A 14224-nucleotide genomic window follows, 5' to 3' on the forward strand; every position below is an offset into this window, starting at 1 on the left:
GGCTGCGCTGTTGGACTTGCCACTGCCCGCCACGGCATCATTGCGAAGGGCATCGAGTCGGTGCTGGGCAAACGCCTTGCCACTACCGTCCTGCTTGTAACGACCCGGGAAGTCGAAGTGCTGATAGGTGCCCCGCTGGTGTTCCAGCTCTGCCCCCACCTTCTTGTGGGAGAGGCCATAGGCCGGGGTCTTGAAGCTGTAGTCTTTGAGCTCCACGTCGCTGGGTCGCACCGCCTCGCGGTAGTGAAACTGGCGCACATAGGGGCCCTGCTCCAGCGAGCGGTTGCCGAGGTTGAAGAAGAGCGCGGGGCCGGCGGTCAAGGCCGCCGCATCGTCGGCAAAGACGATGCGGTGTTTGCCGGCGTCGAATTCATGGAAGTAGAAGAGCCCCTCTTCGGCGGCGAGCCGGTTGACGAAATCGAGGTCGGTCTCGCGGTACTGCACGCAGTATTCCCGCTGGGCGTGCTCGTTTTTCAGCGCAAAGGCGTAGTCTGTGATGCCGTGCTCTTGCAACAGGACGGAGAGGATTTCGTCAGGCTTTTGCGCCTGGAAGATGCGCGAATTGTGGCGAAGCGAGAGCCGCCACAGCGCCGGCTGTACCATGAGCTGATAGCGGGTACGGCGAAAACCGCTGTCCCCTTGTGCAAAATCACTCACTACCCCGCACACCCGGCGCTGCAGCTCGCCGTTGTACCACACTATCAGCTCGCACGGCTGGTCCAGCACGGCACCGAAGTCGACATCGGGCTCGGGGCTCGCCAATTCCAAACGCAGCTGGAAAGGCCCGTTCAGCGCCTCTTCCAGCACAAACTCGGCCACAACGAAGGTGCTCTCGAGCAGTGCCCCCACCTTGACGGTAAATTGTAATCCTGTGCTGTCTGCCATCGGTGAGCGCCCCTGAGATGTCATGCGGCCCCTCATATTCGGGAGCCATTCAAACCGAGTGAGAGATCCGCCATCGCCCCGGCGTTGCTGACACCATGGCTACCGCACGCCCTTGACGGCGTGCGGCAAGACGTGAACTCGTCTTTTTTCTTGTGTCCGCTTGTGCAGAGCAAACGGACACAAGAAAAAATCGCTGGGATGGAAAAATGGATAGCAGGCGGGAGATGCCCGTCAAACACGCAGATGGCAAAAGGGCACCGCAAGCAGTGCCCTTGTGTATACGGTTACGCTTCGATCGGAGCGCGCCAGTCGTCCGCACCCGAGGTGCCGGCCACTGTGTGCTCCCAGTCAATCTTGCGATAGGACAGAGAGACCTGGATCAGCTGGGTGAAGTCAGACTTCGCCGGATCCTGGCAGTGGGGCATCTGGCAGTCGATGTCAACTATGGTGGCGTCGGTCAGCACAGTGCTGAAGAAGTGCTCCTGCTTGCCTTCGACCGAGGTGCGATACCACTTCAGGGTCACTTTCGGCAGCATCTCGCCGGAGGCCAGGGAGTTGTACATCAGCGGCACGGACTTGTTCAGGGCGACGGTGAACTTGAACGGCTTGTGGACGCGCTGGCCGGCAGGCTGACCAGATTGCGGATCGGTCGGCACTGTGACGACGTGTTGGAACTCTTGCACCAGCATCTCGTCTTCGTGGCCTTGCACGAAGATGTTGCCGACGGAGTCGGAGGTGAAGGCACCGGCGGTGATGTTGCCCTGAGTCTTACCTTCGATGCTGATATAACATGGAGTTGGCATGGGTATGCTCCTGATAGATTGGTGAAATGAGATAGCACTCGACCAAACCCTTAGCAGTGACCATGCCAAACATTTTTTAACTTATAAAACATATAGTTAAAGACAAGCCACACGCCATTCTCACCGACGAAGCGCAATTAGTTGCGTGATTGGAATATATCCCTACAAAATATTGCACCCTTGGCACTTATAGCTAAATAGGGCGCAACTTGTTGCTCATGACAGAACTTACACCTGTCATAGAGCACACTCATCCATCACAGTGTCGCAAATGAATTGAAGGATGAAGCAAGATGGGCGCCCCCGAAGACCGCCGTCCGGGTTCAGGCAGGAGGAGAGATGAGTGGGAAGAAAAGCAATGGATGCCATGTCAAAGCAAACACCCCGAGCACTCGGATTGCTCGGGGTGTTGCCATGCATGAGATGACAAGGCGCTTTGCCACTGGGTGGTGCCCTGCCAGATGAAGGACATTGCGCCTGACGAAAGATTCTGGGTGAATGCGGCCCGCGAGGAGACTCTGGCCTGACAACAAAAAAACCGGCCATAGGGTCGGTTTTGGTGGCATTCGGCCGGGATGCGCTCACCGCCAGCAGGCTCTCGCCCAAGGGGCACTCTTGGCGGCCCGGCATGGCTGGGCCTATCTGCTTGTCGACCCCGGAGATGTGTTGCACCAGCAAGTACAGGAAAAACAAAAGGGCCTGTCTTTCGACAGGCCTTTTTGTTTTATTTGGCGGTGAGGGAGGGATTCGAACCCTCGATACGTTGCCGTATACACACTTTCCAGGCGTGCTCCTTCAGCCACTCGGACACCTCACCAAATTTTTTCTCACATTTTCAGGTGCCTGAGTTACACCATCGCTTGCGAACCATGCCGCAGCGACGGGGCGTAATGTAAGGGATGCATTGTGTTGGGGTCAATGCAATTTTGCGGTTTTCAATCTGTTTGCTCAAGAACCGAGCCAACTGCGCAAAATCTTTCCACCTCTGCATCCCATACCATCAACTGGCGGCCTGTTCGTGACTCTGCTCGCCTTTCAATGCCTCTTCCAGAGAGCCATAAAACTCCAACTGACCCGGCACAGGGCGCACCTTGGCACGCGCCAGTGTCTTCAACGGCTGAAACTGCAACTCGGCCACCCGCAGCTCCACTCCAGCCTTGGCCATCTGCTTTTCAAACTGCAGGAAAGCAGAGAGTCCCCCGGCATCCAGGATGGAGACAGCCTCCATCTGCAATACCAGCAGCTTGTGCCCCTGAACCTGAGCCACCAGCTCGCCAAAGACACGCTCGGCTGCCGCAAAAAACAGCGGGCCGTTGATCTTGTAAAGCAAGGCATTCGCCGGCACTTCGTGGGCATAGCGCTTGTGATCGGCCAAATCGTGCAGCCTGGTCATCTTGGCGATTTCACGCATGAACAGCAGGGAGGCGAGGATCACCCCGAAGGTGATGGCAATCACCATGTCGAAGATGACGGTAAGCGAGAGACAGACCACCAACACCAGCACATCGGACTTGGGCGCGCGACGCACCAGCTCCACCACCTTGTGTGCCTCACTCATGTTCCAGGCCACGATCAGCAACAGCGCGGCCATGGCCGAGAGCGGCAACCAGGAGAGCCAGGGGGCCAGCACCAGAATGGCGGCCAGTACCACAAGCGCATGCACTATGCTGGAAACCGGCGAGGTGGCACCTGCCCGTACGTTGGCGGCGGAACGGGCAATGGCCGCCGTTGCCGTAATACCACCGAAGAAAGGCGCCAATATGTTGCCCAACCCCTGCCCCACCAGCTCGGCATTGGAGCTGTGTTTGCGACCCGTCATGCCATCGAGCACCACGGCGCAGAGCAGCGACTCAATGGCCCCCAGCATGGCCATGGAAAACGCAGCCGGCAGCAAGCGCTCGATGGCCGCCAGGTTCCATTCGACCGGTGAACCATCCGGCCCCGGCAGTGCCCAGGGCATTACCAGAGTCGGCGCTATGGGCGGGATCCCCATGCCTTGTGTCCCATCTGCCAGGGTATAACTGAACTTGCTGCCAATGGTGGCCACATCGACACCAAAGTAGTGCAGACCAAACCCCAGCCCCACACCCACCAGCACGGCGGGTAAGTGACCGGGCACCGGCAAGCGCAGCCGTGGCCAGAGCAATAACACGGCCAGGGTAGCAATCCCGACCAACGTGTCACCCCATTGCCAGCTTGGCAGGGCATGTACCAGCGCCTCTACTTTGCCTATGTAATTTTCCGGCATATCGGGCACCCGGAGCCCGAAGAAGTCCTTGATCTGCAAGGTGGCTATCACGATGGCGATCCCGCCGGTAAAACCCAGGGTCACTGACGGCGGAATGTATTCAATCAGGCGCCCAAGTCGGGCCATCCCCATGGCGACCAGAAAGAAGCCCGAGATCAGGGTCGCCATCAGCAGGCCACCGACCCCGAATTGCTGGGCCACAGGGTAGAGGATCACCACGAAGGCGGCGGTCGGCCCCGACACGGAGAAACGGGATCCACCGGTCACGGCAATGACGATACCTGCGATGATGGCGGTATAGAGACCATGTTGCGGTGGCACGCCGCTGGCAATCGCCAGTGCCATGGCCAGCGGAATGGCGATAATGCCGACCGTGACGCCGGCGATCAGGTCACGGCCAAAGCGAGGGATGCTATAGGGTTCATCAATACAGGATTGGCGTAAAGCAATGGCCAGCTTCACGCTTTGCAAGGGAGCTTGGTTGTGCATGTATATCGTAATACCAGAAGAGGGAGACAAAGGCCGGATTGAACCGGCGCCCGATCATCATCAAGGGCCGGCAGAGCTGTCGACACGGCGATGGTATCCTGAGCAACCATACCCCAGCCGATGAAATATTTCGATGGGCGGGATCAATGAATGGCCGTTACCACGCAAAATTGCCGTTTATTGTCCACATATCGCCGCCTTTTCTCACCATTACGCCGAACTTTCACTTCGCCTGCTAACTAAATCCTGACGCATCCACATCGCTCACCTTATCCGTCACGCCTCTCCCTGAGTCAGGGCTCCAGTTCTCCGGCGTGCGGCGCCACTGTCACCCGCCGTTCAGCAAGCCTGCCGTGTGACTCGCCATCGAGGGCGGCCTGCTCCCGGCCAGCCGCTAATGTGCCAAAACGAAAAAGTGACAGGCAAAACGCCGTCTCAAGCTGCTGATTGTGCTGAAAATAGTCCACAATGACCAAGTTTTGGACAAACAGGGCGAAATTCCATTTTTTGCGCCGGATCGCGGGTTGACACCCGGGCGACAGGCTATTAATATCCGCACCGTCTCAATGAGACAGGCAATTCCTCCTTAGTTCAGTCGGTAGAACGGCGGACTGTTAATCCGTATGTCACTGGTTCAAGTCCAGTAGGAGGAGCCACTTTTCCCTCGTAGTTCAGTCGGTAGAACGGCGGACTGTTAATCCGTATGTCACAGGTTCAAGTCCTGTCGAGGGAGCCAAATACTGTTCCGAGAAGGAACGAGAAAGACCAGAAACCCGCATTCCGAAAGGCTTGCGGGTTTTTTGTTGTCCGAAATAGTTCGGCGAAGTTCGCCAAGAACCGGGGTCATTGGTACCATGAATGGTACCAGCGAACACCAACGCCAATTTTCATTGGCGCTTCTCGTTGTATTAGTGTCATGGTTGATGCTGGTACCACGAGCACAACTCGTGGTACCAAAACAAGGCAAACATAGTCAACGCTGGTACCAAGTCAGTCATCATCAAGGAGGATAATGAGATGGCTAAAGATCTGCTGAGCGACAGCAAAATCAAGGCGGCAAAGCCCAAAGAAAAGGACTACACCCTGTCAGATGGTGAAGGGCTACAATTGCGAGTCTCTGTGCAAGGTTCCAAACTTTGGGTGTTCAAGTACTATCGGCCCGCAGATAAAACTCGGACCAATATGAGCTTCGGCTCTTATCCCGAAGTTCCCCTCGCCAAGGCTCGAGAACTAAGGCAAGGCGCCCGCAGCCTTCTAGCTCAAGGCATCGATCCGAAAGCTCACCGAGATGAACAAGCTCAGGCTGCGGCTGACCAACAGGCAGCAAACTCAGCAACCTTCGAGCGTATGGCGGCTAAGTGGCTCGAACTCAAAAGTCATTCTGTTACCCCTCGCTATGCGTCTCATGCCTGGCGAACTCTGCAACTTAATATCCTTCCCCACATTGGTTCACTACCCATCGATCAGATCCGGGCACCACAAGTTATTGAGTTGCTTCGTCCGCTCGAAGCGCAAGGCAAGTACGAAACAGTGCACCGTCTGTGCCAACGAGTTAATGAAATTCTCGACTACTGCGTAAACCACGGTCTGCTTAATGCGAACCCATGTACTGCCATACACAAAGTATTCAAGAAGCCCGCTGGGCAACACATGCCAACCATCAAGCCATCCGAACTACCTCAGCTCATGGCTGATATAGCTAATGGCAGCTTGAGTAATACGACGCGTGGTCAGATCGAATGGAGTCTTCATACGCTGGTACGCCCGAGTGAATCGGCCGGTACTCGCTGGGATGAGATCGATTTTGACGGCAAGGTATGGAACATTCCGGCCGACAGGATGAAGATGTCTCGTCCGCACCGAGTCCCGCTAACGGATCAAGCTATAGCTCTTCTTGAGTTCATGAAGCCCATTAGTGGACATCGTCCATTTGTATTCCCCGGGGATCGAGACCCTCTTGGCCACATCAACCCACAAACTTCAAATGCGGCACTTAAGCGGCTTGGGTATGGGGGACGTCTAGTTGCACATGGCCTACGCTCTCTAGGGAGTACCATTCTGAACGAGCACGGCTTCAACCCCGATGCCATCGAAGCCGCCTTGTCGCATGCTGACGAGAACGAGGTTCGCCGAGCTTATAACCGCTCAGATTACTTTGACCAAAGGGTGACGATGATGAAGTGGTGGAGTGAGCATATAGAGCAGGCAAGTCATGGCCATGTGCCCCTCTCCTCTGTCAAAAAGACCGTGAGTCTTGTACACCGCTAACCCCGTTCTTCCCCCCTACCTTCCAATGCCAGTCATCAACTTGACTGGCATTTTTTATTCCTCCCTTTATGACTGAGCATCTTGCTGGATGCCTTCTTGTTGGCTTCGTCAATGCATTCCAAAAACAAATAAAGTATCACCATTCAATGAAAATAATTCATATAAAAGTGGTGTTCTAGTAGGACGATAGCATTTGCGGGTCGGTGGTTTACTGAGCGCACTGTACGGCCCCGGACCATGCCGTACCTTGACGAACCGCTACGCAAGGAGCTCAGTATGAATCAAAAAGCCACTCGCCCGACTTACATCAAAGGCGCCGAGCGCCTCCACGCAGATCCCGATGCAACAGCAACTGCCAAGCCGAGCTCACCTGCTGCCCGTAGCTACCATTTTCTCCTTATCAGAGAGGTGCTGACACTCATCCCAGTCAGCAAGACAACGTGGTATGACGGTATTAGGAAGGGCATATACCCGAAAGGCTACAGCCTCGGTGGGCGAAGCGTCGCTTGGCGCAGTTGTGATATCGAAGACTTGATGAAGAAGTTGGTCGGGGAGATTTGACCATGACCACAGCCCTTTCCCTGGAGGATTTCATGGCTGCAATGGGTGTCATCCCCTCACGCCCTCTCACCATTAAGCCTTATGGATTCAATCGCTTTCACATTGCTGGAGACCGTTCTGGTACCTGGAATGGTTGGCTCAAAGTCAATTCTAATGGCAGGTCTATCTCGTTCGGGTCTTGGAAAACCGATGATAAATTTACATATCATCTACAAGTGCCTGCAGTACCGAGCTATATCCGTGCCCAACGCAGCCAGCAAGCAAATGATGCTGAGGCCCACAGGCTCGCCGCAACCAAGGCTAAAGCACTCAAGGAAGCCAAAGAGATCTGGGGGGCCGCCGAGCCCCCTTTCCAACACGCTTACCTTCCACGCAAGCAAATCTCAGGGGTCGGGGCTCGTCAGTTTGGTAACCGGTTGATAGTGCCAGTCTTCAATACACGAGCTCAGTTATTGAACTTGCAAGACATTGATGAATATGGAAATAAGCGTTTCCATCGGGGTTTGTCACTCAAGGGCGGGTTCTTACTCCTTGGCCCTTTACCAAAGCCTGGTGCCTCCGTATTGCTTTGCGAAGGCTATGCAACCGGAGCCACGTTGTTTGAGAACCTCGGCCTGCCGGTCGCCATTGCTTTTTCTGCCGGTAGACTGCTCGAGGTCGGCCGTATCATTCGCACGCTCTATAGCAGCAGCAAGCTGTGGGTGTGTGCTGACAATGATCATACGAAGCCAGTCAACCTCGGTCTAACAAAAGCAACTTCAGTAGCAAAGCTATTGCACGGCCGCTTGATTGTGCCGCCTACCATCCCCGGCATAACCGACTTCAATGACCTCTTCTGCCTTAACGGCAAAGCCGCACTGCTCGCGTGTGTTGAGGCCGCTCCTCCAGCCCATTAAATCCGGTGTCACGGCGTCACTGTGTCACAAACACCAACGAGACCGGATCGTTCAACCAACTTTATACAAAGGTATATTCCATGAATACAAGACGTTACGAGCTGAAGGTTGAGCCCTTCCAGTTAGGCCCCATTGAGTTTCAAGATGGACTCTACTGTGTCACCACTGACAAAGGTCAAGACGATGTTTGGAGCAGGATCGGTGCTCCACTCTGGGTAATCGCCAGCGGGAGCGACACTGCGGGTCTAGGCTGGGGCATACAGGTCAACTGGTATAGCCCGGATGGCCGGCCGCAGGAGGCGTTTATTCGAGATGTTCACCTGCTATCTGACGGACGCGAAGCGTTGATGAAGCTGATGGACGGAGGCTATCGCTTCAACTTGGGTATGAAGAGACAGCTAATTGACTATCTCAACTCGAAGCCCACCGACAACACGCGCATTCGGCATGACCGGCTAGGCTGGATCCCTGATACCAACAACTTCATGTTTGGAGATGGGGCTGTGGGATATGCCAATGCGGTCAAGTATATCTATACCGGTCATACCCCAATACAATCTGACGTGGCAGGCACCTTGGACGAATGGCGTGATGAAGTTGCGGCGCTGTGCCTTGGTAACAGCCGCTTGCTATTAAGTACCTCGCTTGCTTTTGCTGGCCCCTTGCTACGCTTGACCAATCAGAGCAGCTTTGGCGTCCATCTGGTGGGGCCATCCTCAATTGGCAAGAGCACCGCCATGCTGGTTGCAGCCAGTGTGCTCGGCAAGCCTGCCAACAAGATCCAGACATGGAATGCCACCAAGGTGGGATTGGAAACCACCGCGGACTTGTGCAACGACAGCACCCTCTTTCTGGACGAGATCGGGCAGGCAGACCCTCATGTTCTGGGCGACACCATCTACATGCTGGCCAACGGTGAAGGACGAGCTCGTGCCAATGCAGATCTGTCGCGCCGTGCCAAACTGCAATGGCGAACAACCTTCCTCAGCAACGGGGAAGTTGACTTGGAGCACAGCCTCGCCTCGGTCGGTAAGCGTCACAAAGCTGGCCATGATGTCCGCATGATCAATATTGAGGCCGATACCGACCGCCATGGCATCTTCGAAGAGTTGCATGGCCATCCGAGTGGTGCTTCCCTCTCCAAGACCCTCGCAGAACGTACTACCCGGTATCATGGCGTTGCCTTCCGCTCTTTTGTTGAAGAGCTGACCTTGGACATCGATGGTGCTCAGGCATTCGTTGACGAGCATCGCGCTGACATGATGCGACGGCTTGGAGCCAAAGAGTGTGATGGCCAAGTGCAAAGGGTGGCCGATGCATTCGGATTGATATCGGCTGCAGGTGAGTTGGCCAACCGCTTCGGGATCACAGGTTGGCCTGCGGGTAGTGTAGCTGCCGTTGTCGAGCAACTATTCCGCAAGTGGCTTGCAAGGCGTGGTACAAGAGGCTCCCTTGAAGAAGCAAACATTATCGAGCAGTTGGTCGAGCTACTCGAACGCCGCAGAGGGCAGTTCCTTGCCGATGGGCCGAATGTAACGAAGCTGGGAGAGACTTACGGCTACACGACCTCTCTTGAACTGCACCTCTATGTGGATGGGTTTAAACAAACCTTCATCGGTTTTAACGACAACTATGTCCATAAGGTATTGCGTAAACACGGCATCCTCACACATGGCACCGGCCGCGACCTGCCCCGACACAAGAAATCCAGGGTGTATCAATTGTCGTTGGACAAGATAGCGGACGCCCACGACAGGCTGTTGGCGGAACAAGGAGGATAATAAACAACAGGGGCCGCAGGACGCGGCCCCTTTTCTTGTTTGTGGTTAGTGCAGAGGGGATTGTGGTTCGTCAGCCCCCTCCTCTTCAAGCCAATGCTGCCGCTTGTGTGTCAGTTGAGCGACCAGCTCCTCCTGCGACCATACCCTCTCCCGCAGGTCGGTCTCGACTCGCCCTCGCAGTTGCTCAAAGAAATGTTCATCCGCGATGGCCATCAGATAGGCCAGCTCCAACACCTCATCACCGTTGAGCGAGACACGACGAGCCTTTCGCTTGGCACTCACGCTCACCTTCTCTTCCCGCTGGGTGTGGCTAACATGGAGCCCAAGGAGAGACGGATTCAGACCGGAGATGATGCGCTCGCTCAATCCCCACTTGATGCTATCCATCAACGGCTTGCCCAGAATGCCCCCTGTCGCCACCGTCAGTGACGCGACAAACAGGCTGAAGTCCAACATCTCCTCCTTGGTCAGCTGCCCGTTATCCAGCATCCGCTGGATCGACCGACCCGACTTGCCAAAGAGTCGCTCTATGAGATCGAGATTCACTTTCATGATGATGTCCTTTGGTTTTGGCACTATTGCCGCCCCAAGATTTAAGTCCCCCTTTAGGGGGACAAATGGCCACCAAATGCAATTGATATTTATTCCCATAAAGTTGGGTGTAACTTCATAAGTTCATGAAAGATATTGGGCCACAGGTCGATTGATACTGCCCTGCTCAACGAGACCTCGAACGTACTTCCCCTCCCCTAGGTCATACCAAAGATGGGGTTCGTTTCCTATTATAGGAAACGAACATTCGAGCAATTTCAATTGGTTACCATACCTAGCAGCGGTCATAACAGCACACTCACCCGCAGAGGATGAGTCGAGGGTGAGTGTGGCTATCGGTTGCACAAGGGAGAAAAACCGGTACCGACGGGGTGGTGGGGGTGGGTCAAATCAAGATGGGGGGGCGGGAGGTGTCCCCGCCGCCGCGCATGTGGAATGAGTCACCGAGACCCGTCTACATTCGCAGCATTTTTTCAAAACATGACTGCTGTGATCAAATTAACAAAATCACAAAAATCAGGTCAGCTTCCTTTGCATCCAATATGGTGCTGTACACGCTTAATCGTTGAGTACCACCTGATTGAGATACGCCATGTCACGCCCAAGACCCCTGCTCAAGCTAACCCAAGTAGAATTATTGGCACTCTACCCCACTATCAAGGCTGACTTCCCACGCCTCACCGAGTTTGTCTATGAACTTCAGTTCCGCTCGACGATGGACAAACCATTCAAAGCCCAGGCGTTGGAGCAGCTACTCAAGCTACAGGCAAAAATCAACCAACCAGAACCGGCCAAGCTCCCCCAGCCCTCCACTACATTACCGCCACCTGCGCCCGACTTTTTGTTCCCCAGCACCAACATCGCCTCCACCCGCAAGAAGTTGATGGGTAGCCGTTTTGCTGGCAAGAGCTGGTACGAAGTCGGTCTACTCAAAGTCAGCGGCTACAGTGTCGGCATCACGGAAGGCAAGAGCACCAAAGAACGCCGCAGCATCCTCAACTGGATTTTCTTGCAAGATGAGTTAAATGACATAGACGATCCCGCTTATGCCTCCGAATGGGGTGAGCCCAAATCAACAACCCGCCTGCAAAAAATGGCCAACTCCCTTGCGTCGTTTGCCCGCAATGCACAACGCAGCCCACACGACACCAGCGTGGCAGTGAAAGAGTGGAAAGAGGATTTAGACTACCTCTATCACACCTTCTACCAGCAGTGGCACCGCTTCCCCTGGCCTGATATTGAAACCTGAGTCCACCAGGGGCGCGGGTATAGCACTACCTCGCCACCGGCAGGTCCTCCCAGCGTGTGGTGTAACAGGGGCTCAGGTGCTCTTGTCGCATCATCCACTCAGGCGACCCCGTGCCTTGGCTGGCAAAGCCTACGCGCCCCAATCCCTTGGCTTTGATCTGGTCCATCACTGCCATCAGCGCGTCCGATTGAGCGGAGGACGGGGCAAACAGATCTGCCTGTAGCTGCCCCTTGGGAGTGAACTCACTCAGCATGACGCCCCCCTTCTGATAACGGTAACCATCGCGCCAAATCTGCGGTAGCAGCACGTTCACTTGCTGCAGCAGCAACCGGGTATCATCGCTAGGGCAGACCAGCCGGACGCCAGCTTGCTCACTGTAGTAAGGGGCTCGTTCATCAAAGGGGCTGGTTCGCACGAACAGGTGCACCCGCTGGCAACACATCCCCTCGGCCCGCAGTTTCTCGGCTGCGCGAGCCATAAAGCCTGACAACGCTTGGGCCATTTCTCCACGGTCAGTCACGCGCTCCCCGAAGGAACGGCTTGAGAGGATCTGCTGCTTCGCCGCCGGTTCAACGGTCAGCTCTGCGCAAGGCAGACCACGCAGCTCCTGTACGATCCGCTCGACCACCACGCCGTATTGGGCGCGTAACCCTTTGACATCACTGGCCACCAGGTCAGCCACGGTGTTGATGCCTTGAGCCACCAACTTGGCCCCCAAGCGCCGCCCTATGCCCCACACCTCATCCACCGGGGTGATAGCCATCAGTCGGGCACGGCGCAGCTCGTCACGCAAGTCCACGACGCCGCCCGTGGCAGGCCACTTCTTGGCTGCATAGTTGGCCAGCTTGGCGAGGGTCTTGGTAGGGCCGATCCCAACTCCTACCGTTAGGCCGGTCCACTGCCACACTCGCTGCCGGATCTGTTGTCCATAGGCTGTCAGGTCCCCGGCAAACGACTCCGACAGTGACAGGAATGCTTCATCGATGGAGTAGACCTCCAGCTCGGGAGCCATGGTCTCCAACGTGCTCATCACCCTGCCAGACATATCGCCATAGAGCGCGTAGTTGGAGCTGAATGCCACACCGCCATGCGCCTCGAACTGCTCGCGGATCTTGAAGTAGGGCCCGGCCATTTTGATACCCATCGCCTTGGCTTCGGGGCTGCGCGATACCACGCATCCATCGTTGTTGGAGAGCACCACGATCGGGCGGCCACGCAGCTCAGGGCGAAACAACCGCTCACAGCTGGCGTAGAAGTTGTTTACATCAACGAGCGCTATAGCCATCACGCTGCCTCAGATTGCCAATCACATGGGTGACCACTCCGAACAACTCCAGGGAGAGGCTCATACAAGGGTCGATAGGCGCGAACGCCGGATTGGCTGGCAGCAGCCGCAACCTCGGCTTGAGCTGCAAGGTCTTGACCGTGAAGCCGCCATCGAACAGTGCAATCACCACATCACCATGGCGCGGGGTCAGGCTCTTATCGACTACCAGCAAGTCACCGGGAAAGATGCCGACCCCAATCATGCTCTCCCCCTCGGCACGCAGATAGAAGGTTGCTGCAGGGTGCGGCACGCAGTGGGTGTTGAGGTCCAACTTCCCTTCCAGATAGTCGCTGGCTGGGCTGGGAAAGCCGCAAGAGGCGCGGTGCAAGAACAGCGGTATGGTCACCTCGGCGGGTGATGGGTCTGGGGTTAACAACTTCATGGCAACAACACCTGTATTTATATACAGGCATTATAGCGCACCACCTTTGAACCAGCGCAAGTCCCCCATGCCAGTGATGGCGTACCATGGCGCCGACAAATAACAAAGAGGTCAGTATGAGTCACAATCTGTGTGCCCTACCGAAAGAGCAGCAAGAACGGGTCGAGGTTGAGAAGGCCGCCGCATATGCTGTATGGAAGGAGCGCAACGGTTACTTGGCCAGCGCAGAAAGCGAAGCGAACCAACATCAAGGTGAACTGAGCCGCTACTTCCTTGAAAAGGTCGCCTACTTCAAGTCTCGCTGACCCTATCAAAACGTTCATCGGTGGCTATACAGGTCACTAGCAACAAACCGCATTCCAAACAACTTAACGAGGTACGCATTGTGACGGTATTGGTAGTCAACTTGGTAGAGACCTACTCCAGCCGAGGCGCTTACAAGGGCGCCATTAGCGCTTGGCGGGTTTCAAGTGATATGGCCAACAAAATCTCCACCGTCATTGGGGTGTACAAGTCTCAGGTCGTGGTTGTCATCGAAGGCTGCCAGCTGAAACTCTCAACACCTGATGTCAATGAACTACACGATGACGGCTGTGATGGTCGTTACTTCGTGGTCGGTGGAGACGTTTACGAAGACACCAAAGCTTGGCTAAAGCCTCATCCGTGGCTATTCAAGTCACTGGCCAGCGTACAAGGCCCACGCTATTTGAGTATTGAAGACGCAGGTCAGATACCATCAGGCAAGGTCATGCTCAGATAGCACAACCTGGTTATATATTGACC

The 14224-nt window shown here is 55.5% G+C and carries 13 protein-coding genes and 3 tRNA genes; 9 read left to right on the forward strand and 7 right to left on the reverse strand.

Going from position 1 to position 14224, the window contains the following annotated elements:
* From tssI to dauA, 4 genes are all read right to left on the reverse strand, one after another.
* Nucleotides 1–885, reverse strand: an 885-nt coding sequence (gene tssI / locus ACM3N8_RS15700) for a type VI secretion system tip protein TssI/VgrG (RefSeq protein ID WP_416016307.1), incomplete at its 3' end; no start/stop codon positions are given.
* 284 nt (nucleotides 886–1169) lie between these two features.
* Nucleotides 1170–1688, reverse strand: a complete 519-nt coding sequence (gene hcp1 / locus ACM3N8_RS15705; protein WP_416016308.1) for a type VI secretion system effector Hcp1 — start codon at nucleotides 1686–1688, stop codon at nucleotides 1170–1172.
* 729 nt (nucleotides 1689–2417) lie between these two features.
* A tRNA-Ser gene (locus ACM3N8_RS15710) sits at nucleotides 2418–2505 on the reverse strand.
* Between the two features lie 183 nt (nucleotides 2506–2688).
* Entirely contained in the window at nucleotides 2689–4425 is a 1737-nt protein-coding gene (dauA, locus tag ACM3N8_RS15715) for a C4-dicarboxylic acid transporter DauA (protein WP_290019192.1), read from the reverse strand.
* A 580-nt stretch (nucleotides 4426–5005) separates the two neighbouring features.
* Between dauA and ACM3N8_RS15720 the strand changes: the two genes are divergently transcribed.
* From ACM3N8_RS15720 to ACM3N8_RS15745, 6 genes are all read left to right on the forward strand, one after another.
* A tRNA-Asn gene (locus ACM3N8_RS15720) sits at nucleotides 5006–5081 on the forward strand.
* A 4-nt stretch (nucleotides 5082–5085) separates the two neighbouring features.
* Nucleotides 5086–5161, forward strand: a tRNA-Asn gene (locus tag ACM3N8_RS15725).
* A 281-nt stretch (nucleotides 5162–5442) separates the two neighbouring features.
* The gene (locus ACM3N8_RS15730) at nucleotides 5443–6693 is read left to right on the forward strand and encodes an integrase domain-containing protein (RefSeq protein ID WP_416016309.1); all 1251 of its coding nucleotides are present in this window, start codon (nucleotides 5443–5445) and stop codon (nucleotides 6691–6693) included.
* A gap of 276 nt (nucleotides 6694–6969) precedes the next feature.
* Nucleotides 6970–7254: a helix-turn-helix transcriptional regulator gene (locus ACM3N8_RS15735; RefSeq protein WP_416016310.1), complete on the forward strand. Its 285-nt coding sequence runs from the start codon at nucleotides 6970–6972 to the stop codon at nucleotides 7252–7254.
* A gap of 2 nt (nucleotides 7255–7256) precedes the next feature.
* Nucleotides 7257–8150 carry a toprim domain-containing protein gene (locus tag ACM3N8_RS15740; protein WP_416016311.1) on the forward strand — a complete coding sequence of 298 codons (894 nt, stop codon included), beginning with the start codon at nucleotides 7257–7259 and terminating at the stop codon, nucleotides 8148–8150.
* A gap of 80 nt (nucleotides 8151–8230) precedes the next feature.
* Nucleotides 8231–9931 (forward strand): DUF927 domain-containing protein, encoded by a 1701-nt coding sequence (locus tag ACM3N8_RS15745; RefSeq protein ID WP_416016312.1) that lies wholly within the window; start codon nucleotides 8231–8233, stop codon nucleotides 9929–9931.
* A 45-nt stretch (nucleotides 9932–9976) separates the two neighbouring features.
* Here ACM3N8_RS15745 and ACM3N8_RS15750 read toward each other — a convergent pair whose 3' ends face one another.
* Complete coding sequence (locus ACM3N8_RS15750) at nucleotides 9977–10483, reverse strand: hypothetical protein (protein ID WP_416016313.1); 507 nt, start codon at nucleotides 10481–10483, stop codon at nucleotides 9977–9979.
* A gap of 592 nt (nucleotides 10484–11075) precedes the next feature.
* On the opposite strand from ACM3N8_RS15750, the gene ACM3N8_RS15755 reads away from it, so the two are divergent.
* Nucleotides 11076–11732 (forward strand): hypothetical protein, encoded by a 657-nt coding sequence (locus tag ACM3N8_RS15755; RefSeq protein WP_416016314.1) that lies wholly within the window; start codon nucleotides 11076–11078, stop codon nucleotides 11730–11732.
* Nucleotides 11733–11757: 25 nt separating this feature from the next.
* On the opposite strand, the gene umuC is transcribed toward ACM3N8_RS15755, so the two are convergent.
* Both umuC and umuD read right to left on the reverse strand, forming a co-directional pair.
* Nucleotides 11758–13017: a translesion error-prone DNA polymerase V subunit UmuC gene (umuC, locus tag ACM3N8_RS15760; RefSeq protein ID WP_416016315.1), complete on the reverse strand. Its 1260-nt coding sequence runs from the start codon at nucleotides 13015–13017 to the stop codon at nucleotides 11758–11760.
* Nucleotides 12998–13441 carry a translesion error-prone DNA polymerase V autoproteolytic subunit gene (gene umuD / locus ACM3N8_RS15765; protein ID WP_416016316.1) on the reverse strand — a complete coding sequence of 148 codons (444 nt, stop codon included), beginning with the start codon at nucleotides 13439–13441 and terminating at the stop codon, nucleotides 12998–13000. Before umuD ends, umuC begins: the two co-directional genes overlap by 20 nt.
* A gap of 116 nt (nucleotides 13442–13557) precedes the next feature.
* Here umuD and ACM3N8_RS15770 point away from each other — a divergent pair, with 116 nt between their 5' ends.
* On the forward strand, nucleotides 13558–13746 hold the full coding sequence (locus ACM3N8_RS15770; protein ID WP_416016317.1) for a DUF3283 family protein: 189 nt from the start codon (nucleotides 13558–13560) through the stop codon (nucleotides 13744–13746).
* 80 nt (nucleotides 13747–13826) lie between these two features.
* Nucleotides 13827–14201, forward strand: coding sequence for a hypothetical protein (locus tag ACM3N8_RS15775; protein ID WP_416016318.1), 375 nt, complete (start codon nucleotides 13827–13829; stop codon nucleotides 14199–14201).
* Nucleotides 14202–14224 lie beyond the last annotated feature (23 nt).

The sequence above is a fragment of the Aeromonas sp. A04 genome (assembly GCF_047780465.1).
GTDB classification, from domain to species: domain Bacteria; phylum Pseudomonadota; class Gammaproteobacteria; order Enterobacterales; family Aeromonadaceae; genus Aeromonas; species Aeromonas bestiarum.

Excerpts from the sequence above, each read along its gene's own strand:
- ACM3N8_RS15755 (WP_416016314.1), top strand. The coding sequence starts at position 11,076 with ATGTCACGCCCAAGACCCCTGCTCAAGCTAACCCAAGTAGAATTATTG.
- umuD (WP_416016316.1), bottom strand. The coding sequence starts at position 13,441 with ATGAAGTTGTTAACCCCAGACCCATCACCCGCCGAGGTGACCATACCG.
- ACM3N8_RS15740 (WP_416016311.1), top strand. The coding sequence starts at position 7,257 with ATGACCACAGCCCTTTCCCTGGAGGATTTCATGGCTGCAATGGGTGTC.
- dauA (WP_290019192.1), bottom strand. The coding sequence starts at position 4,425 with ATGCACAACCAAGCTCCCTTGCAAAGCGTGAAGCTGGCCATTGCTTTA.
- ACM3N8_RS15770 (WP_416016317.1), top strand. The coding sequence starts at position 13,558 with ATGAGTCACAATCTGTGTGCCCTACCGAAAGAGCAGCAAGAACGGGTC.
- ACM3N8_RS15735 (WP_416016310.1), top strand. The coding sequence starts at position 6,970 with ATGAATCAAAAAGCCACTCGCCCGACTTACATCAAAGGCGCCGAGCGC.
- ACM3N8_RS15730 (WP_416016309.1), top strand. The coding sequence starts at position 5,443 with ATGGCTAAAGATCTGCTGAGCGACAGCAAAATCAAGGCGGCAAAGCCC.
- ACM3N8_RS15745 (WP_416016312.1), top strand. The coding sequence starts at position 8,231 with ATGAATACAAGACGTTACGAGCTGAAGGTTGAGCCCTTCCAGTTAGGC.
- hcp1 (WP_416016308.1), bottom strand. The coding sequence starts at position 1,688 with ATGCCAACTCCATGTTATATCAGCATCGAAGGTAAGACTCAGGGCAAC.
- ACM3N8_RS15750 (WP_416016313.1), bottom strand. The coding sequence starts at position 10,483 with ATGAAAGTGAATCTCGATCTCATAGAGCGACTCTTTGGCAAGTCGGGT.
- umuC (WP_416016315.1), bottom strand. The coding sequence starts at position 13,017 with ATGGCTATAGCGCTCGTTGATGTAAACAACTTCTACGCCAGCTGTGAG.